The sequence below is a fragment of the Candidatus Limnocylindrales bacterium genome (genome assembly GCA_035559535.1).
Lineage (GTDB): Bacteria > Moduliflexota > Moduliflexia > Moduliflexales > JAUQPW01 > JAUQPW01.
In genome coordinates this window covers 1-23001 of the sequence record DATMBG010000017.1, presented here as the reverse complement: position 1 = coordinate 23001, position 23001 = coordinate 1, and the positions used below count along the sequence as shown (strand labels likewise).

The following is a 23001-nucleotide window of genomic DNA, read 5'->3' as shown; positions in this document are numbered from 1 at the left end:
TAACTTCTGATTTCTAATTTTTTCTTAAAACATACGAGGAATCAGGATGGAACAAACTGGCATCAGCGAACCAACTGGTTTGGGTCCCTCTGAAAAAGATAAGGCTGTTTTACCTCCGGCGTTAGCGATACTTCCTTTGCGGGATTCTGTTTTATATCCCAAGATGGTTTTACCGTTGGTGGTGGGTAAAGAGCGCTCGATTAAATTGGTGGATGATGCCCTGATGGGGGATCGGATCATCGGGGTAACCGCTTTAAGAGATTCCAAGATAGAGAATCCGGAAATTAAAGATCTGTATACGGTTGGGACTGCGGCCATTATCCTAAAGATGATCAAAATGCCCGATGGGAGCCTCCGTTTGTTAATTCAAGGGCTTTCTCGAATTCGCATCCAGGAGTACATTCAAACCGAGCCTTATTATCGGGCTAAGGTGGAAGCGATTCCAGATCAGTATACGAAAGACGTTCGAGTGGAAGCTCTCACCATGAATGTACGGAGCCTTTTTCAAAAGGTCGTAAGTATGGCTCCCTATCTCTCCGATGAAATTGAAATTATGGCGCTCAATATCCAAGAGCCCAGTGAGCTGGTCTATTTAATCGCCTCCAGTATCAATATCTCGACCCAGGAACGACAAGAAATTCTGGAACTCCAGGATATTCGGCAACAATTAGAGCGGATTACCTTTTTCCTTAATCGAGAACTGGAGATCATGGAAGTTCGGGAAAAGATCCAATCCCAAATTAAAGGGGAGATGGATAAGAGCCAACGGGAGTATTACTTACGGGAACAGCTCAAAGCTATCCAGAAGGAGTTGGGAGAGAAAGACGAGCGAACCCTTGAAATTGAGGAGTTTAAAGAAAAAATCGAGAAAGCCAACATGCCTCCAGAAGCCAAAGAAGCCGCCGAAAGAGAGCTGAATCGATTGGCAAAAATGCCACCTGCTGCCGCCGAGTATACCGTTTCCCGTACTTATTTAGAATGGTTAGTGGAGCTGCCCTGGTCTATTTCTACGGAGGATAATCTGGATATAGAATCTGCACAGAAAGTCCTCGATGAAGATCATTATGATTTAGAGCGGGTTAAGAAGCGTATTTTGGAGTATCTGGCTGTTCGCAAACTTAAAAAGGATATGAAAGGTCCGATTCTCTGTTTCCTGGGTCCGCCCGGAGTTGGAAAAACATCCCTTGGTAGATCCATCGCCAGAGCTTTGGGGCGTAAGTTTGTTCGTGTATCCTTGGGAGGAGTCCGGGATGAAGCTGAGATCCGTGGACATCGGCGAACGTATATTGGAGCGCTGCCTGGCCGTATCATTCAAGGAATTCGCAAAGCCGGCTCCAACAATCCGGTTTTTATGCTGGATGAGATCGATAAGGTGGGAACGGATTTTCGAGGGGATCCCTCCTCGGCTTTGCTTGAGGTCCTGGATCCTGAACAAAATTACGCTTTCTCAGATCACTATCTAGAGGTTCCCTTTGATCTCTCCAAGGTTATGTTTATTGCTACGGCAAATGTTTTGGATACGATTCCTCCGGCTCTCCGAGATCGGATGGAAGTGCTGGATCTTCCAGGCTATACCGAAGAAGAAAAACTCATGATTGCCAAGACCCACTTATTACCTAAGCAATTGGAAGCCCATGGTCTGGAACCTAGGCATCTCCAAGTCGAGGACGAAGCTCTTCGCTTGATTATCCGATCCTATACCCGAGAGGCCGGGGTAAGAAATCTGGAACGCCAAATTGCAACTATCTGTCGAGGGGTTGCCAAAGAAGTCGCTCTGGGAAAGGAGACCACGGAAGTTATCACGCCGGATAAAGTTCCTCAGTACCTCGGGCCTATCAAATTTTTCTCGGAGGTGGCCGAACGAACTTCTGTCCCCGGTATAGCTACCGGATTAGCCTGGACTCCCGTTGGAGGGGATATCCTGTTTGTAGAGGCCACGATGATGCGTGGGGGAAAAAATCTTATCCTGACCGGGCAACTGGGGGATGTCATGAAAGAATCGGCACAGGCCGCTTTAAGTTACATCCGTTCTAAAGCAAAGGATCTTGGAATTCCGGAGGATTTCTACGAAAAGAACGATATCCATATCCACGTTCCGGCCGGGTCCATCCCTAAAGATGGACCTTCCGCAGGAGTTACCATGATGACGGCTTTGGCTTCTCTTCTAACCGGACGGCCCGTACGAAGTGACGTGGCTATGACCGGTGAAATCACCCTGCGAGGACAGGTACTTCCGGTCGGTGGAATCAAAGAAAAGGTCCTGGCCGCTAAACAGGCCGGAATTACAACCGTTATTTTGCCTAAGAAAAACGAAAAAGATCTGGAAGAAGTCCCCGAACATATTAAAAAAGATATTAAATTCCTCTTCGTCCAAACCATGGATGAAGTCCTGGAAGTTGCCTTGGAGAAAAATCAAAGTCCAAAAGGCAAACACCCAAAGGCAAAAGTAGCTGTTTAACCCTGAGCTGTGAGAACTCTCTTCCCGGAAACCCGGTGACGAAAGAACAGAAGGAGTTTTCTTATCCCTGTGTCCCCAGGTTCCGGGGTCTCTCAAACCATCCTGGGCGGTGAATCCTTACTTCCTTTTGCCTTTTGCGTTTTACCCTCTGTATGAAAGATGTTCTTACCATGATTCTAGCCGGTGGTAAAGGAAGTCGGCTATATCCCCTAACGAAAGATCGGGCTAAACCTGCCGTCCCTTTTGGAGGGATTTATCGGATCATCGATTTTGTTCTCAATAACTGTATTAACTCCAACCTCCGTAAAATTAATGTTCTTACCCAGTACAAATTTATGTCCCTGGATCGTCATCTCAAAGAAGGATGGGGTTTTCTAAGTCGACAACTGGGAGAGTATATCGATATCATCCCCCCTCAGCAAAGAGTTGGAGAACAATGGTATCAAGGAACTGTCAATGCCATTTTTCAAAATATTTATACCATTGAAAAGGAATCTCCCTCCTATGTCCTGATCCTTTCCGGGGATCATGTTTACAAGATGGATTACTCTCGAATGATCCTTTTCCACAAGGAAAAAAAAGCAGATTTAACCCTGGCGGTCACTCAAGTAGAAAAGGAGCAGGCTTCCCGATTTGGAGTCGTGGAGCTAAATCCCCAGGGTCAGGTTCTATGGTTTGAGGAAAAACCTTCGCCGGAGAAAATAGAAGCGTGGGAGAATAAGACAGTAGGAGGATGGAAAAGAGAAGGAACCGATACCCACTCCCCTATCTTCTCACCTTCTTACTCCCCATCAGCTGGCTATTGTTGGGTTTCCATGGGTATCTATCTCTTTAGCACAGAGGTTTTACTTAAAAAGTTACGGGAGGAATCCGTGGAAAATTGCACCCAAGATATCGGCGAGAAATTTGTTCCAGCCATGCTGGAGCAAAACGCGGTTTATGGGTATCCCTTTGGAATTCATAACCCGGAATTTCCATCTCCCCATCCCCCCGCCGGGGATGCAGGATATTGGCGAGATATTGGAACTCTAGATGCCTATTGGGAAGCACATATGGACCTGGTCTCTGTAACTCCCCTCTTTAATCTCTATGACCGAAACTGGCCCATACGAACCTATCAAGAACAATTTCCACCTCCTAAATTCGTCCATGCAGAGGACTACCCGGGAGGTAGAATGGGAATTGCGCTAAACTCTATGGTCTCTCAAGGATGTATCATCAGTGGGGGACGTGTTCAAAATTCGGTTCTCTCTCCCAATGTTCGGGTTAACAGTTATGCGCAAATTTATGAATCTGTTCTTCTGGAAGGCGTACAAATTGGTCGTCGGGCTAAAATCCGAAGGGCCATACTGGATAAGGGGGTTATCGTCCCTGAAGGATTTGAAATCGGCTTCAATCCTGAGCGAGATCGGCAGCAGTTCGTGGTAAGTCCAGGTGGGATCGTCGTCGTCTCTAAAGACTCCTTCTAAATCTGGAAAAAAAAAGAATCTTATCCCAGAAAAACCCTGAAACATCCTGATAAAGGAATTAATTTGCTGCTCAATCTATAACCCCCCCCCATTCCAGAATTTGTCCGTGCGGTATAGAAAAATATGAGAATCCTTATTGCAGCGGAAATTTATCATCCCCATACGACCGGCTCTGCCTATGCTACCTATCGCCTGGCCCATGGACTGGCTTCCAGGGGCTACCAGATCTTTGTGGTTTCCTCCGGTCATGGCCCTCGTATAGAGAAAATTAAAGAGGATCGGATCGAAGTCTTCCGGATAAGCTCCGTACCGATTCCTTTTCATCCTCACTATTATTTTTCACCTTTTGCCTATTTTTTTATACCCTCGATGGGGGAGGAGATAAAACCGGATATTATCCATGTGCAGGATCATTTCTTTATCTGCTGGGCTTTCATAGAATATGCCAGAAAAGCCTCCATTCCGGTTATCGGTACGAATCACTTTCACCCGGATAATTTGGTGCATTACCTGAATTTACCGCCCAAAATCGAGGACAAACTCAGAGCCCTGGCGTGGAAACATTTTAAAGGGGTATTCGGTCAGGTGGATGTGATAACCACACCGTCTAAAACAGCCTGTAAAATAATGATGGAAAATAGCCTTAAACAGGAGATCCAGGTCATTTCTAACGGAATAGATTTAAATAAATTCAAACCCAGACCGGCCCATGAGGTCCAAGAGGTGATAAAAAAATACCGTATGGAGGGAGAGGATAAAAAAATTCTTTTTGTGGGAAGATTAGAGAAAGAAAAAAACATCGACGTTTTGATAAAGGCCTTAAAATTAGTAAACCAAAAAATGATGGCAAAACTGTTCCTCTGTGGTTTTGGCTCTGAAGAAAACCGTCTTAAAGAATTGACCAGAAGATCCGGCCTTGAAGATAAAGTTTTATTTCTCGGCCGAGTTCCAGACGAAGATTTGATGAAAATCTATAATGGAGTTAATCTTTTTGCAACTGCCAGTACTGTTGAACTGCAAAGTCTGGTGGTCATGGAAGCCATGGCTTCCGGCCTACCCGTAGTTTCATCGGAGAGTATGGCGTTACCCGAATTGGTGGTGGACGGTGTAAATGGGTTCACTTTCCCACACGGGGATAGTCGGATAGCTGCAGACCGGATAATGAAGATTTTGAGTAATCCGGAACTTGCAAAACAGATGGGTCAAAAGAGTTTAGAGTTCATCCAAAATCATGATTTTGAAAAAACCCTGGATGCCTATGAGCGACTCTATAGCCAACTGGCAGGACATAAAAAGAACAATAAACTGAGTCCGGGCTGGTTTTTAATCCAAAAATTAATCTTAAATTTTTTGTTACTGGGTGGATATTTCTTTTCAAGAATGATGGATCTCCCCCAGAGCCCTTTTTACTTAAAAACAAACTCTTCTCAGGATAGAATAGAACTTACACAGTTAAGTAGAAGAGGGAAGAAGTTACCTTTTGTCAAATACAGGAAAAAATGATCTCCACGAAAGCCCAAGGAAATAAATATAATTTACAAGAGCTGGCCGGAGCTTTCGGTGATTTAGGCACTCTCATTCCTTTTCTCATGGGATATATCATCCTTAACCAGATGAATCCTGTAGGTATTCTTACGGTCTTTGGATTCTTTAAAATTATAATGGGTCTTTATTATAAGACTCCTATTCCGGTTCAACCCATGAAGTTGATTGGTGCAGCCGTGATCAGCCATCCAGGAGCCATAACACCAGGTGCGGTTTGGGTCTCGGGGTTGTTTATGGGGATTTTATGGCTGATCATGGGTCTGACAGATGCAGTTACCTGGATCTCCAGGATTACCAGTCGTCCGGTCATCCAGGGCCTTATACTCGGTCTGGGACTTGGGTTCATGCGAGAAGGGATTAAAATGATGGAAACAGATCTTCTCCTGGCCGGGGTTACAGCCATCCTGACCTTTATCCTCCTCTCCCAACAACGGATCCCGGCGATGTTATTGCTTCTGGGTTCTGGCTTTATCCTGGCTATAGTTAAAGAACCGGTTCTTCTTAAAGAGCTGGATAAACTTTCTTTCCGTTTCCAGCTTCCCCAATTTACCTTATATCAGCTCAGGTGGGAAGATTTCCTGACCGGTATCCTGGTCTTAAGTATTCCCAAGGTCGCTTTAACCTTAAGCAATGCGATTATTGCAATAGTTGAGGAAAATAATACCCTGTTTCCAGATCGACCCATTACGGTCCGGACCGTCGCCATCGATCATGGAATCATGAACCTTATAGGAGCCAGCTTTGGCGGGGTTCCCATGTGTCATGGGGCCGGAGGTATGGCCGGTCATGTCCGCTTTGGGGCTCGAACCGGCGGCGCACTGGTAATCCTTGGGAGCCTTCTCCTGTTTACAGGCCTCTTCCTGGCCGATTCCATAGCCATCCTCTTTAAACTCTTTCCCCGACCAATTCTGGGAGTGATCCTCCTGTTCGGGGGCCTTGAATTGGCCGTCAGGATTCCCGGGATTCAAGGGTCCAGGTTCCAAAAAGGAGATCTCTACGTGATGATTCTCACCGCCGGGATCTCCCTGGTAAATATAGGTGTAGGCTATCTGGTCGGGTTATTCCTATGGCATGCCTTCCAAGGAAAGTGGCTGAAGGTCTAAGAATACATGTCTTTAAGAAGGCTAGAAACAAGTCACTACTACGAGACTGTTAAGGGAGATCAAAATCACCGGGACTGCCTGCCTGTTACCAAAGCTCCAGAGTTTAACACCACGCTTCTCCGAATACCTGCCTAAAATTTCCCTTGACGCTTTCAAAATAAATTGAAAAAATATCCTCCTGTCGAGAGAAGTTATATCTTTTTGTTGAATATTTGAGATCCCCGGTTTAAAATCCGGAATTAATTAAAGAATTAATTAAAGGGATGGCATAGAATCAAAGAGAGTCTTTATGTTCATTTCTCAAACGGATCGCTACAAGCTTATAGAAGAATTACGGAAAGAGGGGCGTTCCATCATTTATCGAGGATTTGATTCCGTACTTAAAGAGAAAGTCCTTATACGGATAACGCCGATCATTCGGAATAAAGATAATATACGAGAGGGGTTTAAGCAGGGAGTTATCCTGGCGGATAAGCTTTCACACCCCCAGATCGTTAAGATCTATGACCTGGGAAGGTTCTTTAGACAATCTTATTTAGAAACTGAATACACGGAATTTGCCTACCTCGTTATGGAGGATATAGACTGGAATACCCTGGCTTATGAATTAAAATCCCAAAGACCCTTTCCGATCGAGAAGGCTATAGATATTGCGTTGCAGATCAGCAGAGTTCTGGAACATGTTCATCAACGGGGTATTATCCATAAATTCCTTAACCCCTTTAATATTTATTGGAATGGAGAGAAAGTTAAAATAACTGATTTTGAGCTGCACCGATCTTTTTTCGATTATAATCTCATTACCCCCAAAGAAGGAAATACCCTGTATTATCTTTCCCCAGAACAGATCCAGGGAAATCCGCCCGATGCCCGATCGGATATTTTCTCTTTAGGCGTCATCCTCTATGAGATGTTGACCGGGAGAAAACCCTTTGAAGGACAGGATTATAAATCGGTGGTGGCCAGCATTCTGGAAGGAAATCCCCTCCCACCTTCTTCCCTCAATGAGAAGTTTCCCTCTGAAAAAGACGGTATAATTTTAAAAATGCTGGCTAAAGAGCCCAGGCAGAGATATCAAACGGCGGCTGAGCTTGTAAACTTGTTCTCTGAATTTGATAAAAAAGAGATCTCCCCGGAATTCATTCTAAAGAACAATGACATTTTTAAAAACCTGGACAGTAAATCTTTAAAGAAGATCAGCCAAAAACTCAAACTTCAGAGCTTCGATAAAGATGCCGTCATTATCCAGGAAGGAGAATTGGGTCGCACCTTCTATATTATTAAAAAAGGTTTTGTTAAAATCCTTTTAACCGAAGAGGGAACTCGGGAAGCCCGGGTGGCCACTCTGAAACCGGGGGATTGTTTTGGTGAGATGTCTTTACTTACTGGAGAACCTTCTTCGGCTACCGTTAAAGCGGCCACTTATACGGAGCTGTTCACGCTTAAGAAAATCGAATTCGAAAAGATACTGGAGGAAATTCCCGCCTTAAATCGTTACTTTCATAAACTCCTGGCCCAACGTCTCCGGGTAACCAACATTAAAGCCGGTGAAGAAGTCAGCAAAGGCTTTTCCGGGAAATTGAGCGCCATGGGCTTGGGAGAACTTATTCAAACCATTCACGCCGCTCAAAAAACCGGTATCCTCACGTTTTCCAAAGAAACCGAAGAAGGTCACATTTATATCAAGGAAGGAAACATTATTGATGCCACCGTTAAAGATCTTCAAGGAGAAAAAGCTTTCCTGGAATTGGCAACCTGGGTAGAGGCCTCTTTCCATTTTATTCCTCAACCTCTCACCCGGGAACCTCGAATTAAAATGGGAACCCACAAGCTCCTTATGGAAGCCATGAAGAGGATAGATGATTTACGCTTGAATACCTAAGCGTGGAAGTGCAGTTACAGGGTCGATCCCTCTTTTTTCACTCCTGGAAACTTTCCGGGGCTGCCTGGGGTAAGAAAGGATTGTTTACTTTATCCTCAATGGATTTCCCTGCCCCCTATAAAACCCCTTTAGTCGTAGGCAAAGCATCCATAGCCCTCGAATCAAACTCACAGGCCATCCGCAAAGCCCGGGCAAAGGCTTTAAAGATTCCTTCAATTTTATGGTGGGTGGATTCCCCATAGAAGATTTTGATGTGCAGGTTACAAAGTACGTTCATGGTAAAAGAATAAAAGAAATGGGGAATCATTTCGGTGCTCAGATCTCCGATCTTATCTCGATGGAAGCTGGCGTCGAAGACCAGGTAAGGTCTTCCGCTGAGATCTATGGCAACCAGGACGAGTACGTCATCCATGGGAAGAAGGACATGACCGTATCGATGGATGCCTTTCTTATTTCCCAGAGCTTCTTTGAAGGCCTGCCCCAGAGCAATGGCAATATCCTCTACGGTGTGATGGTCATCGATCTCCAAATCCCCTTTTGCTTCTATCTGAAGATCGAAGAGACCATGTCTGGCTAACAGTGTTAGCATGTGATCAAGGAAACCTATACCCGTGTGAATGATACTGTCTCCTCGACCATCGAGGTTGAGTTCCACCTTTATTTGAGTTTCTAAAGTATTTCGTTCGATTTTACTGATCCGCATAGAATTCAATCAAAAGTAAGGAAGGGTGAATTGTTCACCCTTATCCCAGATCCCTCTTCCGAAGCCCCAACGACATTAAGTTAAGGCCCCCTTTCTGACCTTCCCCCGCTTCGCAGGGGAAGGAACGTTGCAGTCAAAATCCCTTCCCCTGTGAAACGGGGGAGGGACAGGATGAGGACGCCTTTAACCTTAGTACGGGCGGTTCATGAACCGCCCCTTCCTTCACTTAAGGCCATTGTCCCAAAGCCCTGGGTGAAGGACTAGGGATGAGGGTCTGTTACAACTTTATTTGCATCTTACCAAAACCAAAGTCCTGTCATCCCCCACAGGTGCAGTTCCACAGAAAGCCTGAACACCTTCCAGGACGTGTTGCTTAATCTCTTCTAAAGATAACCGACAGTTCTTCAGAAGAATCTCTTCCAGCCGTTCATAGCCGAATAACTCCCTGTTTTCATCCATGGCTTCCACGATTCCGTCGGTATAAAAGAATAGAAAATCCTCCGGGTTTATCTTCTGTTTAGAAACCCTATATTTACCGGACTTTTCGAGTCCCAGGGGTAGAAAGCTGGATTCCAGGAATTGGAGTTTCTGAGTTGATGGAGAGACTAAATACGGAAAGTTATGACCCGCATTCACGTAAGTGAAAACCTGGTGGGATAAATCCAGAATTCCAAAAAATAAGGTCATATACTGGCCTGCCCGTTGATCCCGGACAAATGCATTGAGAAAGGAGAGTAGTTCCGGAAGTTCAGAAGTTATACTGACTTTAACCTGAAGAGCGGTTTTCACCATGGCCATCAGCAGAGAGGCCGGTGCTCCTTTTCCTGTGACATCTCCAATGGTAATAGCCAGTTTGTGATCGTTTAAGAGGAAGTAATCATAATAATCCCCTCCAACCTCACGGGCAGGGATCATGACAGACTGGATCTCAACCCATTGCTCCAGGGGGTTGGTATGGGGAAGGAGGGATCTTTGAATACTGGAAATTTGCTGGATTTCTTTTTCCAGGTCCATGTAAAGTTGCGCATTGTAATCATAGAGTCGGGCATTATCGATCACCACCGCGGCTTCTTTGGCTGCTATTTTGAGAATGTTCTGATCTTCCTCCAGTAACTTCCCCGTCTTGGAATCCCCGAGCAGAATACTTCCAATCTGACCCCCTTTACTGATGAGGGGAACTTTGCAATAGCTGGCAAGGGTCCGAAGTGATGAGGTTTCTGTAATACGACCTTTTAACTCCAGGAAAGTTTGTTTACTTTTACTATCTTCCTGGAACAAGGCACTTATTTGATTTAATAAAGAAGGATGGAGAGTATCCTGGACGTAGAGGTAAATTTTTTGAAGATCAGGTCCGATGATGGAAACCACGCCGATCTGAAATTGTATAATTCGACTTAACAGTTGAAAGACAGATTTCAAAGTCTCCTCAAAATTCTGCATGGAAACGGCGAGCTGGTTGATTTCGTTTACAATGGTAGACTGATAGAGTTTACGGTCCAGTAAATTATTTACCTGAGAGAGAATATCCACAGAGGTTACCTGACGGGGTTTCTTTCGGAGAGCCCGCTCCTCGGTCGTATCTACCTGTTTCAGAATACTCTCGATCCGCTCGATGAGGTTTTCGTGTTCCAGATCCTTGATGAGATATTCATCGGCTCCGGCCATAAATCCCCAGTATCGGTCTGCGGGTTGATCCTGGGCTGTGAGAAATACGACGGGAATATGGCGGGTATCTTTATCATCTTTCAGCAATCGGCAAACCTGATAACCATTCATGTGAGGCATCATAACATCCAGTAAAATGAGGTCTGGGCTTTCCTGGTAGACCTTTTCAATGGCTTCAATCCCGTCCTGTGCAGTAATGACTTCACAACCCAGATCGGTCAGCAAATAGGTCAGGATCTCCTTGACAATCAGGCTATCATCGACAACTAAAACCTTTTTGGTATTCATAATCTCTAGACTCGATTCCCGCCGCTTTCTTTATATTCTTCCATGCGTCGGCGAATCTGTAGAATTTGATTCTGTAGAGCCTGACTCAGTTGAAGCGCTTCTTCGTGGTCCTTATTGAGAGTCTGGGTCAAAGTCACTAACTTCTGGGCCAGGCCCAGGATCGCATAGAGATCATTTACCTGAATGGGGATAAAATCTGAAACCGATACGGAAGGTTGGGATGAGGTCTGTACAGAGGTCTGTACAGAAGGTTGAGAGAGTACTGGAGGTCGATTTGTGACTTCTGTTTGGGATTGCAGGGATGGACTCATGGGTTTACTGAAAGATAGTTTAAAGTTTCCGCCGATTTTCGAAAGGTAAGTTATATCGATTTCCCGTTTGGTCAGGAGCGTATCGATAAGACGATGGATGGCGTTGAGATCAAGTGTTTTGGAAATACCCTGGTAAATCCCTTCGATAAGATCATCTAATATGCTTAAGGCGTATACCAGAACCGTCATAACCGAGCGGTTTAAATTCAGTCTTTTAACCTGTACGGCCACCACAATTTCTTCGATTTTCTGGGCTAAAGAGCTAATATCATAGTAACCTAATAATCGGGCAGCGCCCTTAAGACTACGAATTTCTCGAACTACATCGCTGACAAGCCTGTTATTGTCGGGATCGTTCTCGAGTTGAAGGAGCCACTGACAGATCTGATGAATGTAGCGGGTCGTTTCTTCTCTAAAATGGTTTATAAACAGGGCTTTATCCAGCTTTTTGTTCATTATAATCCCATTAAGAGGCTTTTGGGTTTGATTCGGTATTTCCCTTGAGGGCTAACTTCGCCTTCAAAGCCTCCAATTCAGCATCGACACCAGCATCGGATTCCAAAGCCTTAAACTTATCTTCCAGGGTATTGGTACTGAGTTCTACGGCAGCCGCCGCCTGGGCTTCCATTTCCTCAACTTTCCGTTCCATTCGAGCAAAGTTATCAAAGGCACTGGTATCCGACATACCTATCATGACCTCTTGAATTTTCTTCTGGGCTTCGGCCCTCTTCTGACGAGCAATAAGCACTTCTTTTTTTCTTCTGGCCTCATCGATTTTGGCTTCCAGGGCTCGGAGACTCTCTTTCAGCTTGTTCACCACTTCATTTTGATCTTTCCACTGAGGCTCCAGGGTCGTCGCAATGTCTGCATAGCTTTTCTTTCGTTTCAAAGCCTCTCTGGCCAGTTCCTCATCCCCTTTCTGCAGCGCCAGAACTGCTTTGCTCTCCCAGTTCTGAGCCTGGGCAAGATTTTGATCCAGCTGTTGTTTGAGCCTTTTTTCATCGGCAATTGCTTTAGCAACCTGAATTTTAGCATCCCTCAATTGCTCTTGCATCTCCAGGATGATTTGATCCAACATCTTAGCCGGATCTTCTGCTTTGCTGATCAAATCATTTATGTTGGACTTAAGAATGTCAGCCATTCTTTTAAAAATTCCCATATCCTTTTCTCCTCCCTTTAAGCAGGTAAGAATCTAGAACTCGCCTCTTTCCCATTATCTTTTTGATTTAAGTCTACTTCTCACAATATTCTTTCAGCTCGTTATAGTATTGAGCTACCGTAAAAGCGAGGGATTCTATGGATGCCTGAAGTTCATTACGGTCCAGATTTTCCATTTGAAGTGAATCAATCAAAACAACCTGGCCGTCTTCCACTCCAAAAGCTCCATGAGGTATGTCCTTTGCGTTAAGCTTAAGAAGATGTTCATAAAACTGTTCTCGATTTTTTTCCGGCACCTGCATGAGTTTGATTCGTAGAACCAAAATGGGTTCCACCACGCTCATAATAATATTGGTTACTTTGTTGGCAGGGGATTCTACACGCCAAACCCCTTCACTGATTCTTTCAAAAGGGAACCCACTGTCATCCAGATAAATTTCTATATCATGTGGGGTTACCATCCTTTACCTCCTCCTTCTTGTTTAAAATTTTATCGATGGCCTTTATGAGTTTAAGAAAATAAATATCCCCTGTTTAAAAACAAAAGTCAAGAAAAAAGTCCCTACTCTCTTCCACAACGTCGGTTAACCTTTCTGTCTGCTTCTCCTTCAACCCTCTGTAGAGGGTAGGAACCAGGTTTATCCTTCCCTTAACATCCTGCGTAATACCTTCCCCACCAAGGTTTTGGGTAGCTGATCTTTAAATTCTATCTGAGTAGGAACTTTATAGGCCGCTAAATTTTTTCGACAGAAATCCAGGATTTCCTCCTCTGTGGCCTTTTGATCTTTTTTAAGAACAACAAAGGCTTTAACGGTTTCTCCACGATACGGATCTGGAATTCCGATCACGGCGGCTTCCAGAATTTTGGGATGTTCATAGAGCACTTCTTCTACCTCTCGGGGATAGACGTTGAAGCCGCTTGCAATAATCAGGTCCTTTTTTCGATCTATAATATAAAAATATCCATCTTCATCCATTTTAGCCAGATCACCTGTAAAAAGCCATCCCTCCTTTAAAGTACTTTCCGTTTCCTGATCCCGATGCCAGTAACCCTGCATAACTTGAGGCCCCCGGATAACCAATTCGCCGATTTCACCGACGGGCAGGTCAGCCCCTGTATCAGGATCTACTACCTTTGCCTCGGTATCGGGAAAAGGAAATCCAATACTCCCCGGCTTCCTGAGTCCCCAAACCGGATTACAGTGTGTAACGGGAGATGCTTCGGTCAATCCATAGCCTTCTACGATCCGACTCCCAGTAATCGCTTCAAATCGTTCCATAACCTCTAAAGGAAGAGGGGCCGCTCCACTTAAACAAAACTTGAGGGAGGAGAGGTCATAGCGATGCAGTTTTGGATAATTATTGATGGCCACATACATGGTTGGAACTCCTGGAAAGAAGGTCGGTTTATACTTATCGATGGCTTTAAGAACCCTGACCACTTCAAAACGCGGAAGGAGAATCATGGAAAATCCTGCATAAATAGCTAAATTCATGGCAACCGTCATTCCAAAAACATGAAAGAAAGGGAGAACTGCCAAAACTGTTTCCTCTCCGTCTCGAAGCTTGGGAAGCCCGTTCCTGCACTGAACGGCATTAACTACAAGATTTCGATGGGTCAGGATAACTCCTTTGGAAGTTCCTGTGGTTCCTCCCGTATATTGTAAAAGGGCTATATCCTGCGGTTTTACTTCTATATTGGGAGGTGCCGAAGGATGCTCTCTGATAAGCTCTGTCAAATAGAGGACTTCTTCCTCTTTACGAATCTTAACTCGATTTCGATCTTTAAACTGTTTGAGAGTATAAAGCCGATTTAAGGGAAAAGGAAGATAGTCTTTGATACTTGTTAGAATAACCTGCCTGAGAGGGACTGTTTCTCGAATATTACGGATTTTTGGGTAAAGTAAATCCAGGGCAATCAAAACCTCCACCCCGGCATCTTCCAATTGATATTTCAATTCCCTTTCCACGTAAAGGGGATTAACCTGAACCACAATGGCTCCCAGTCGGAGGGCCGCATAGTAAGCGATAACACTTTGTGGACAGTTAGGTAAGAAGAGAGCTATCCGATCCTGTTTTTGAACCCCTTGCTTATGGAGAGCTGTCGCCAGGCGATCTACCTGCTCAAGCAATTCCCGATAGGTTATCCGGTTCCCAAAGAAAATAATCGCCGGATGATCGGGATATTTCTGAGCAGAACGATGAAGAATTTGATAAAGGGATTCCTCCGGATAGGAGATTGTTTGAAGTACATCTTCTGGATAATGGGCTAACCAGGGCTTTTCCATATTTTATCAACACCTTTTAAAAAGTATTTTTCCCTCAGAAATCCACTTTCCGGGAAAATGGGTTTCTGAATAACCTGAAGATAATTTTTGCATATCTCTTGCCAAAGAACTTTACTCGTTTTGAAAGAAAAGGTCAAAAATAACACCGTTTCATAGGTTCTTTGTAAGTCCGAAACCTCTCTGCCCTCATCCCCGGTCCCTTTCCCAAAGCCTTGGGAGAGAAGGGCAGTCCTTAGGGGTATCTTTTTGAGCCTCCCCTCCTTTCCGTTGAGTCCCTGGATTTTGCCCAGGTGAACAGGGCGTACGAAGACGACTTTTTGACCCAGATCGATTAGAATTTTAATAAAATCTTTACAGGTATATCTAAAAAAAGTTGTGTTTTTTAAAACGTAAGGTATAGTAATTAAATTAAAAGAAGTCTCTTTAAGCCTTTGTAAGGATTTGAGAAATATTTATCCCTTTAGAGAACATTGATTTTTATAGAAGGAAAAGTATCTAAAAACCAGATAGGGTTTCTAAATTTTTTGAGGGGGTTGGAGCTAGGTTCTCTGGCCAGGCTTGAGCCACTTTCAAAAAGCAAATATGAAAAAACTTACGGCCGGTCTTTTATTCTTAATTTTGATCTTTTGGCTATCTGGACTCTCTATAGCCGAAGAGCCTCTAGAACGGCTTGTTCCTGATGGGAGTCTGGGATTGATTTCTTTTCAGGGATTAAAACAATCCCTGGAGAAATTTCAGGGAACAGCCCTTTTTAAGATTCTTCAATCCCCAGAGCTATCTGAGAACACTTCCGGGTTTTGGAAAGTAATAAGTAAGAGCTATGAGGAGTTCCGTTCCAAATTTGTCGAGGAGATGGGCTTTGAGCCTACGGAACTTCTGGATATTTTCGGAGGGAAACTGACCTTTGCATTGGTGAACTTAGACCTGGAGGAATTAAATAAAAAAGGATCACAAGCCCTTCCGGAGGTTCTTATTCTGGCCGATGTAAGCAAAAATCAAGATCAACTGAAGGATCTCCTGGAGAAGAAGATCCTTCCTAAAATTAAGCGAGAGGATTCCCAAACCCAGGTTACCACAGAAAAGTATAAAACCGTTTCACTAACGACCCTTACCAATAAAGAAGGAGAAGCCATCAGTTATGCTTTTCTGGGTAACACCTTTGCCGTTTCGTTAAAACCTTCCCTGATGAAAAGGGTTGTCGACCTTCAGAGCGGTCAGGGGGGAAAGAAAAGTATGGCCAGTAATGCTTCTTACCAATCAGTAGCCGAAGCCATTGCACGGGATAAAAGCGAATTCCATCTGTATATGGATATGCGAAAGGTTTTGGATCTGGCTAAAAAGCAGATACGTACTACCGGCAAACCCTCTGATCAGCAAGCCCTCAAATTTTTGGACTACTACAATTTGAACTCCTTGAGCTGGAGTTTAGCGGTAGAAGGGGCCGGATTGAAAGATCGGTTTTTTATTCAAACCTATCCTTCTGAGAAGGGTTTCTGGACTCAGATGCTTAAAGATTTAGAAGGAAGTTCAATAACCTCCGAGTCTATGATTCCGGCTGATATTCTTTATTACCAGAGTAGCTTGATTAATTGGGTACAACTCTGGCGCTATCTCCTGACGGTCTTTCAGGAAACCATGCCTCCGCAAGAATATCAGAAGTTTGAATTAGGTCTGGCTTTTCTGCGAGATGGATTAAAATTAGATCCAGAGAAAAATCTTCTGGAATATTTGGGAAATGAAGTGGTTCTGGCTTTAAATGTAAAAGGGTTAAATGAGTTAACGGCCGGTGGGAAACCTTCTCCGGATAATTTCCCCTTCCTGTTTATGTTGAAGCTCAAAAATCCTTCTGGCCTTCAACAGACCCTTACGCAAATAGGAACCCTTCTCCAGTTGCAATTTAAGCGAGACAAGATCGGAGATACCCCTATTCAGTATCTGGATATTCCCAGTCCTGATTTTCCGGTTCGGCTTAATTATGCGTTTATTAATGATTTTTGGGTTCTCAGCCTTTCCAAATCCATGATAGGCGAAGTCAATCACGCCTTAAAGGGAGATACGGCCCTGGCAAACGCTCCAGATTATAAAGAGCTTAAAACTCATTTCTCGGAAGAAAAGGTAATCGGGCGTGTTTATATTAATCTTAAAGATATTTTAAAGCTGATGGCTCCTTTAGCCGATAAGGGGATGGCTTCCTTAGCACAACAAATGAAAGAAACCGCGCCGGGTCTGGATCAGGTGAAGCCCCCCGAGTTAAGTAAAATAGCCGAAACCCTATTCGGGATGATGATGGTTTCTACAACCCGGGAGGATGGATTTGTTTCAGAGGCTTATTCCCCGGTAGGGGGTTTTATGAGTTTAGCCCTGGCAGGGGGGCTTGTCGGAGCCCTGTCATCATCCACAACCCTGAAGTCCTCCGATGATAATGCCAAGCAGGCCAAGACCCTGGCCGATATGAGAGTTCTGACGACGGCCATTGAGAGCTACATAGCTGAAAAAGGTGCACCGCCGGAAACCTTAGAAGAGCTGGTCCCAAAATACCTTCCGGAAATTCCCCTTAGGGATGGTTGGGGAAATGAATTTATCTACGAAGTTGGAGAGGACAATCAGACTTATTCTCTCATCTCCCTGGGAAAAGATGGGGTCGAAGGGGGAGAAGGTTTTAATGCCGATATTGTTATCGAAAATGGTGAATTTATTGCGGGGCCTGGAGTTAGGGATTAATACGTCAGGAAGAAAGTTCGTGGTAACGACCTGGGTCGTTCTCCAGGAAGAGAAACATAAGAAGGTCGTTATTACCTTCACAGGTCGGAGTTGTGTCACCGATTTATCCGCGTTACCGTAATGGTCCCATAAAGTTGGGAAAGGTAGCCGATCCTACCCGATGTTTACAATTTCGGAAAAAGAACCTGATGCGTCTTTCCAACTGGTATTGGATCCGGCTGGACCGTAATCCCAACTGGAATTTCTTTCAACTCTATCGTAAAGTTGTGGATCTTCTCCATGGGCAATTTTCTATGAGGGAATTTTAACCGACCGGAACAAGAAAGGGTCCATTTTTATTGTTGGATAATATGAAATCGGTTGTAAGGATTGGAACACGTGGGAGCCAGCTAGCTCTCTGGCAGGCTAACTGGGTCAAGAACCGGTTGGAAGGCCTGTACCCGGATCAAAAAATAGTTCTGGAAATTATTAAGACCCGGGGGGACATCCTGTTGGATACTCCCCTGGCCCGGGTGGGTGGTAAAGGGCTCTTCGTTAAGGAAATCGAAGAGGCACTCCTGGAAAATCGCGTTGATCTGGCCGTTCATAGTATGAAAGACGTCCCTATGGAGATTCCAGAACCGCTGTGGATTCCGGCTATCACAGAAAGAGAAGACCCCCGGGATGTACTTATCTCTAAAAGAAATCTAACCTTAGCCGATTTACCTCCAGGGGCCAGGATCGGAACCAGCAGTTTGCGCAGACAATCTCAACTCCTCCATTATCGACCGGATTTTCGGATAGTTCCCCTTCGTGGAAATGTAAACACCCGATTACGTAAATTGGAGCAGGAGGATTTAGATGCCATTGTTTTGGCCGCAGCCGGTATCAAACGAATGGGCTGGGAAGCCAGGATTACCGAGTATCTTCCTTACCATATTAGTTTACCGGCTATTGGACAGGGCGCCCTGGGGATTGAATGCCGTCGGGAGGATGGGATCATCAATGAAATGGTCGCTCGTTTGAACCATAGCTTGACGGCCCGGGTTGTTACAGCAGAACGGGCTTTTTTACGAAGGCTAGAAGGGGGTTGTCAAGTCCCCATTGCCTGTCACGGGGAGATACAGGCCCATATTCTCCGTTTAACAGGTCTAATTAGTACACCAGACGGGAAATGGATGATTCGGGATCAGGTAAGTGGTGAGGTAGGAGAGTGGGAAAACGGCCAACAGGAAGAAAAACTCGGGATCCAATTGGCAGAGCGACTCCTTGCACAAGGTGCCGGCCAGGTTCTGGAGCGATGGAAATAAGGAGTAAAAAAAGCGGGAGAACAGGAGAGGGGAAGATAAGAATTCTCCCCTCTCCTGTTCTCCCTTTCACCTCTTCTTCCCCATCTCTTTTATTCAGATGTTCCTACCTTGGTGGTGGATTTTTTCTTGGAAGTTCCTTTATTTTTAGGTGGGAAATTCTCTAACTTCATACCCAGGGACAGACCCATTTCAGCAAGAATCGTTTTAATTTCATTGAGGGATTTTTTCCCAAAATTTCTGGTTTTTAACAGTTCAGCTTCCGTTTTCTGAACCAGTTCTCCTATAGTCCGGATATTGGCATTGTTCAGGCAATTGCTGGATCGAACCGATAACTCCAATTCATCAATGCTTTTCAAGAGATTTTCATTAAATTTCTCCTCTTCTTCATCAACCTCTTTTTCCTCAACCTCGGGTTCTTCTTCAAAGTTAATAAAAATATTTAACTGATCCTTCAGAATCTTAGCGGCGTGGGCAATGGCATCGGCCGGGGATATGGTCCCATTGGTCCAGACTTCCAGGGTTAATTTATCATAATCGGTTCGACCTCCAACGCGGGAAGCATCCACATCATAAGTGACCTTTTTAATCGGTGTAAAAATAGAATCGATGGGAAGAACCCCGATGGGCTGATCCTCTCTCTTATTGAGCTCACTGGGTACATAACCCCGACCCAACTGAACTTCCATTTCCATATCCAGGGACCCTTCTTTACTCAGGGTTGCAATGTGCAGGTCAGGATTCAGGATTTCGATATCCGGATCTCCTTGAATGTCCCTAGCCGTGACCTCTTTACTTTCTGAAGAGGAATTGGAGACTTTGAGGTAGAGCTTCCGTGGGTACTCCAGGTTATCGGAACGCGGTTTTAAAATGAGCTCCTTTATATTAAGAATAATCTCAGATACATCTTCTACAACTCCCGGAATAGTTGAAAATTCATGTAAAACTCCCTCGATCTTGACAGAGGTTACCGCTATACCACGTAGAGAGGCCAGGAGAATACGTCTCAGAGAGTTTCCAATGGTAATTCCAAATCCCCTCTCAAAGGGTTCGGCGTAGAAACGTCCGTATGTTCCGGTTAACGTTTCATAGTCGCATTTAAGTTCTTTAGGTTTTTGAATACCTTTCCAGTGCATAGATCCCCTTTTCCTTATCTAACACGGCAACAAGCCTATGAGCAGACTTTACAAGGCTTTAAAAACTAAAGAACAAAAAAATTCCCAGTAACGACTCGCTTCCCCACAGAATCCGCCCTATAGGACCGCAGGCCCTACAGGACCTAACTTCTGTACCTGGAATGGAAACAGGTGTTTCCCTTTTGTTATAGTCACTGGGAATTTTCTGCCCTAAAGTTTTGATGTGTTTGCTTATTCTTGTATATCAGAAGACCTCTTTTTTCCTGAAAGGAAGAAAACCGGTTAGATAAAAGATGGTTCTACCAAGTTAATTATCTACGAAGTGCCTACTTTCCTGGAGTAAAATATAAAGCAAGGAACAAAATTTGTCAAGTATCCCTTTATCCCTTCCGGGGATAGTCTATGCACCGGATTCCAAAGCCGAACCAAAACCCTCAATTGTATTTTCGATAAACTGCAATCACCTTACCCTGGATATGAACATCTTCTTTCAGAATATAGGGTTTTAATTCCGGGTTAGCCGGTTGTAATCGAATATGATCTTTTTCCTTGTAGTACTTTTTTAGGGTCACTCCTCCATCGGAGAGGAAAGCAACCACCGTCTCTCCATTGTTGGCATGATTTTTTTCTTCGACTACTATATAGTCTCCATCGTTGATAAACTCATCAATCATACTGTTTCCTTGAACTTTTAGCACATACAACTTCTTAGGATCTTTTCCCGATATAAGTTCCATGGGGATGGAGAGGGTTTCTTGGGGATCATCGAAATTTTCAATGGGTTTACCGGCAGCAATAAGACCTTTTAAAGGAAGCGAAACAAAGTTCTCATCGCTTTCTATAATTTCAATGGATCTGGCCTGACTGGTTCGTCTTATCAAGCCTTTCTTCTCTAAAGCTCCTAAATGCTTATGAACCGTAGCCAGAGAAGAAAGTCCAAAGTTATCGGCAATTTCTTTTAAAGAAGGGGCCGAATCATTGGCTTTAATAAACGCTTTAATATATTCTAAAATTTCTCTCTGACGTCTGTAGAGAACCGGGGCTTTCATAGTATTCTCCTTTTGGTTAAGAATATTTTAAATATCCTGAGGATTCTTAAGTTTCCTCAGCTTAGGATCTTTATCTATTTCCTCCCTGTCTGACCATCCTAACTTTAATTAATACGAAGAAAAGGCAAAAATCAAGTAAAAAATTTTCTTAATAAGAAAAAAAATTTCTTGACAAATTTTAAAATCTGTATTTACTGGGCATGTCGTTTATACATTGTAGGATAAGTTTTTTTTCCAGGAGGTTATTATGTCAGTACGAGGACGTGTCAAATGGTTTAATGAAGCAAAAGGTTATGGCTTCATTGAACGTGAAAATGATACCGATGTTTTTGTGCACTATACAGCTATCCAGGGAGAAGGGTTTAAGACTCTCAGCGAGGGTCAAACCGTAGAGTTTGAGGTCATTGAGAGCGAGAAAGGCCCCCAGGCCGCCAATGTAATCAAACTCCAATCTTAGTAGTTTTTATAGGAATTTTAATTTTATTATAAAATCCTGGAGGAATCTCGGTAAAAGTTTATAAACTTTTGCCGGGATTTTTTATTTTATTTAAACCCTCTGTTTTTCCCCTTACTTATTTTCCCATTAAACGACCCTGTTTTTTACGGTCCCACCCAGATAGCTTATCACGTTATCCACGGCCATACTGAGGCCCCTTTCCAGGACCTCTGGACTTGAAGGCGCGCAATGAGGGGTTACTACCACATTCTCTAATGCCAGGAGGGGATCATCGGGATCGATAGGTTCCTTATCAAAAACATCCAAACCCGCTCCGGCAATCTTTTTTTCTCTAAGAGCTTCCAGTAAAGCTTCTTTTTGCACAATAGCTCCCCGAGCGGTATTGATAAAAATAGCAGAAGGTTTCATAAGGCCAAATTCCTTTTTTCCGATCAGACCTTCGGTGGTTTTTGAAAGTCTCAGGTGGAGGGAAATCACGTCAGATTGTCTTAAAAGGGTTTCCCATGGAACGTAGGTAAACCCGATTTCTCTGGCTTTTTCTTCAGAAGGATGGTAGGTCCAGGCAAGAACCTGCATACCAATTCCACGGCATAACCTGGCCGTTTGCTGGCCGATAACTCCGGTGCCGATAATTCCGGCTGTTTTACCGAAAAGCTGGGTAATAAAACCCCGGGTCCAGACCCCTTTTTTCATCTGGGTATGAAGGTGGGGGATCTGTCGGGCTACGGCCAACATAAGGGCTAAAGCGTGTTCTGCAACGGATTCTGTGGAGGTGTTGGGAGTATTTGTTACAGTGACCCCGTACCGTTGGGCCGCCTCCAGATCTACATTATCCACACCGGTTCCCCAAATGGAGATGAGTCGAAGGGAGGGAGATTTCTGAAAAACTTCTTCAGTAAATTTACAATAAGCCCGAATATTAATAACGACCTCTGCCCCTTGCATTCGCCGAATAAGCTCTTCGGTAGATTCCGGCCTGGTCGTCCAGACCTTAACCTCTCCATAGGGTTTAAGCCTCTCCAACATGGGGGTACCGGAAATAACAGAAGGGAAATCATCTGGAATTACAATTTTGATCATAGGGTTACCTCCTCAAAGGATAAAAGATAGGGTTAGGTTCTAGAGAACCTTAGGGTTTTTATCTTCCTATAGCAAGAGAATTTCTATTAAAATTTAATTCAAAGACAGGTTTTTGAGGAAGTTCTTGACAAATTGAAAGGGGATTCTTATAATAATAGTGCAAGGTAAGTTGCTCTTTGAAAATCGAACGGAAGAAGTTTCAGCCTTTGAGTGAGATCGTAACTACCCCGTATCAAACTTTTTAATTTTTTAAGAGTTTGTTTACGGAGAGTTTGATCCTGGCTCAGAACGAACGCTTGCGGCGTGCCTAACACATGCAAGTCGAGCGAGAACGGGAGGCAACTCCCTAGTAAAGCGGCAGACGGGTGAGTAACACGTGAGTGACCTGACTTTGGGACGGGG

Annotated in this window: 18 protein-coding genes and 2 rRNA genes; 10 read left to right on the top strand and 10 right to left on the bottom strand. The window is 44.2% G+C overall.

Annotation, left to right across the window (positions count from 1 at the left end; genetic code table 11):
* Positions 1-46: 46 nt before the first annotated feature.
* From lon to VNM22_05065, 5 genes are all read left to right on the top strand, one after another.
* Positions 47-2458, top strand: coding sequence for an endopeptidase La (gene lon / locus VNM22_05085; protein ID HWP46513.1), 2412 nt, complete (start codon positions 47-49; stop codon positions 2456-2458).
* A 152-nt stretch (positions 2459-2610) separates the two neighbouring features.
* Complete coding sequence (glgC, locus tag VNM22_05080) at positions 2611-3927, top strand: glucose-1-phosphate adenylyltransferase (protein ID HWP46512.1); 1317 nt, start codon at positions 2611-2613, stop codon at positions 3925-3927.
* 123 nt (positions 3928-4050) lie between these two features.
* Complete coding sequence (locus VNM22_05075; GenBank protein HWP46511.1) at positions 4051-5430, top strand: glycosyltransferase; 1380 nt, start codon at positions 4051-4053, stop codon at positions 5428-5430.
* Positions 5427-6575 (top strand): putative sulfate/molybdate transporter, encoded by a 1149-nt coding sequence (locus VNM22_05070; protein HWP46510.1) that lies wholly within the window; start codon positions 5427-5429, stop codon positions 6573-6575. The genes VNM22_05075 and VNM22_05070 overlap by 4 nt, the downstream gene beginning before the upstream one ends.
* Before the next feature lie 289 nt (positions 6576-6864).
* Positions 6865-8457 carry a protein kinase gene (locus VNM22_05065; protein HWP46509.1) on the top strand — a complete coding sequence of 531 codons (1593 nt, stop codon included), beginning with the start codon at positions 6865-6867 and terminating at the stop codon, positions 8455-8457.
* 115 nt (positions 8458-8572) lie between these two features.
* Here the strand turns inward: VNM22_05065 and hisB are convergent, their stop codons facing one another.
* From hisB to VNM22_05035, 6 genes are all read right to left on the bottom strand, one after another.
* Positions 8573-9160, bottom strand: a complete 588-nt coding sequence (gene hisB, locus VNM22_05060; GenBank protein ID HWP46508.1) for an imidazoleglycerol-phosphate dehydratase HisB — start codon at positions 9158-9160, stop codon at positions 8573-8575.
* Positions 9161-9445: 285 nt separating this feature from the next.
* Positions 9446-11113 (bottom strand): SpoIIE family protein phosphatase, encoded by a 1668-nt coding sequence (locus VNM22_05055; protein HWP46507.1) that lies wholly within the window; start codon positions 11111-11113, stop codon positions 9446-9448.
* A gap of 5 nt (positions 11114-11118) precedes the next feature.
* Positions 11119-11880, bottom strand: coding sequence for an Hpt domain-containing protein (locus VNM22_05050; protein HWP46506.1), 762 nt, complete (start codon positions 11878-11880; stop codon positions 11119-11121).
* Positions 11881-11890: 10 nt separating this feature from the next.
* Positions 11891-12583, bottom strand: a complete 693-nt coding sequence (locus VNM22_05045) for a PspA/IM30 family protein (GenBank protein ID HWP46505.1) — start codon at positions 12581-12583, stop codon at positions 11891-11893.
* A gap of 73 nt (positions 12584-12656) precedes the next feature.
* Positions 12657-13043, bottom strand: coding sequence for a YbjN domain-containing protein (locus tag VNM22_05040; GenBank protein HWP46504.1), 387 nt, complete (start codon positions 13041-13043; stop codon positions 12657-12659).
* Positions 13044-13220: 177 nt separating this feature from the next.
* Positions 13221-14870 (bottom strand): long-chain fatty acid--CoA ligase, encoded by a 1650-nt coding sequence (locus tag VNM22_05035; protein ID HWP46503.1) that lies wholly within the window; start codon positions 14868-14870, stop codon positions 13221-13223.
* A 582-nt stretch (positions 14871-15452) separates the two neighbouring features.
* On the opposite strand from VNM22_05035, the gene VNM22_05030 reads away from it, so the two are divergent.
* The 3 genes from VNM22_05030 to hemC all read left to right on the top strand — a co-directional run bounded on the left by VNM22_05030 (position 15453) and on the right by hemC (position 18880).
* Positions 15453-17591 (top strand): DUF3352 domain-containing protein, encoded by a 2139-nt coding sequence (locus VNM22_05030; GenBank protein HWP46502.1) that lies wholly within the window; start codon positions 15453-15455, stop codon positions 17589-17591.
* 92 nt (positions 17592-17683) lie between these two features.
* Entirely contained in the window at positions 17684-17899 is a 216-nt protein-coding gene (locus VNM22_05025) for a hypothetical protein (GenBank protein HWP46501.1), read from the top strand.
* Positions 17900-17941: 42 nt separating this feature from the next.
* Positions 17942-18880, top strand: coding sequence for a hydroxymethylbilane synthase (hemC, locus tag VNM22_05020; protein HWP46500.1), 939 nt, complete (start codon positions 17942-17944; stop codon positions 18878-18880).
* Positions 18881-18969: 89 nt separating this feature from the next.
* Here hemC and VNM22_05015 read toward each other — a convergent pair whose 3' ends face one another.
* The 3 genes from VNM22_05015 to lexA form a co-directional block, all read right to left on the bottom strand.
* Complete coding sequence (locus tag VNM22_05015) at positions 18970-20013, bottom strand: DNA-directed RNA polymerase subunit alpha (GenBank protein HWP46499.1); 1044 nt, start codon at positions 20011-20013, stop codon at positions 18970-18972.
* A gap of 82 nt (positions 20014-20095) precedes the next feature.
* Positions 20096-20212, bottom strand: a 5S ribosomal RNA gene (gene rrf / locus VNM22_05010).
* Positions 20213-20447: 235 nt separating this feature from the next.
* On the bottom strand, positions 20448-21062 hold the full coding sequence (lexA, locus tag VNM22_05005; protein HWP46498.1) for a transcriptional repressor LexA: 615 nt from the start codon (positions 21060-21062) through the stop codon (positions 20448-20450).
* Between the two features lie 247 nt (positions 21063-21309).
* On the opposite strand from lexA, the gene VNM22_05000 reads away from it, so the two are divergent.
* Positions 21310-21519 carry a cold shock domain-containing protein gene (locus VNM22_05000; GenBank protein ID HWP46497.1) on the top strand — a complete coding sequence of 70 codons (210 nt, stop codon included), beginning with the start codon at positions 21310-21312 and terminating at the stop codon, positions 21517-21519.
* 126 nt (positions 21520-21645) lie between these two features.
* Here the strand turns inward: VNM22_05000 and VNM22_04995 are convergent, their stop codons facing one another.
* On the bottom strand, positions 21646-22599 hold the full coding sequence (locus VNM22_04995; GenBank protein HWP46496.1) for a phosphoglycerate dehydrogenase: 954 nt from the start codon (positions 22597-22599) through the stop codon (positions 21646-21648).
* Positions 22600-22859: 260 nt separating this feature from the next.
* Here VNM22_04995 and VNM22_04990 point away from each other — a divergent pair.
* Positions 22860-23001 (top strand): 16S ribosomal RNA (locus tag VNM22_04990); the annotation flags it as partial.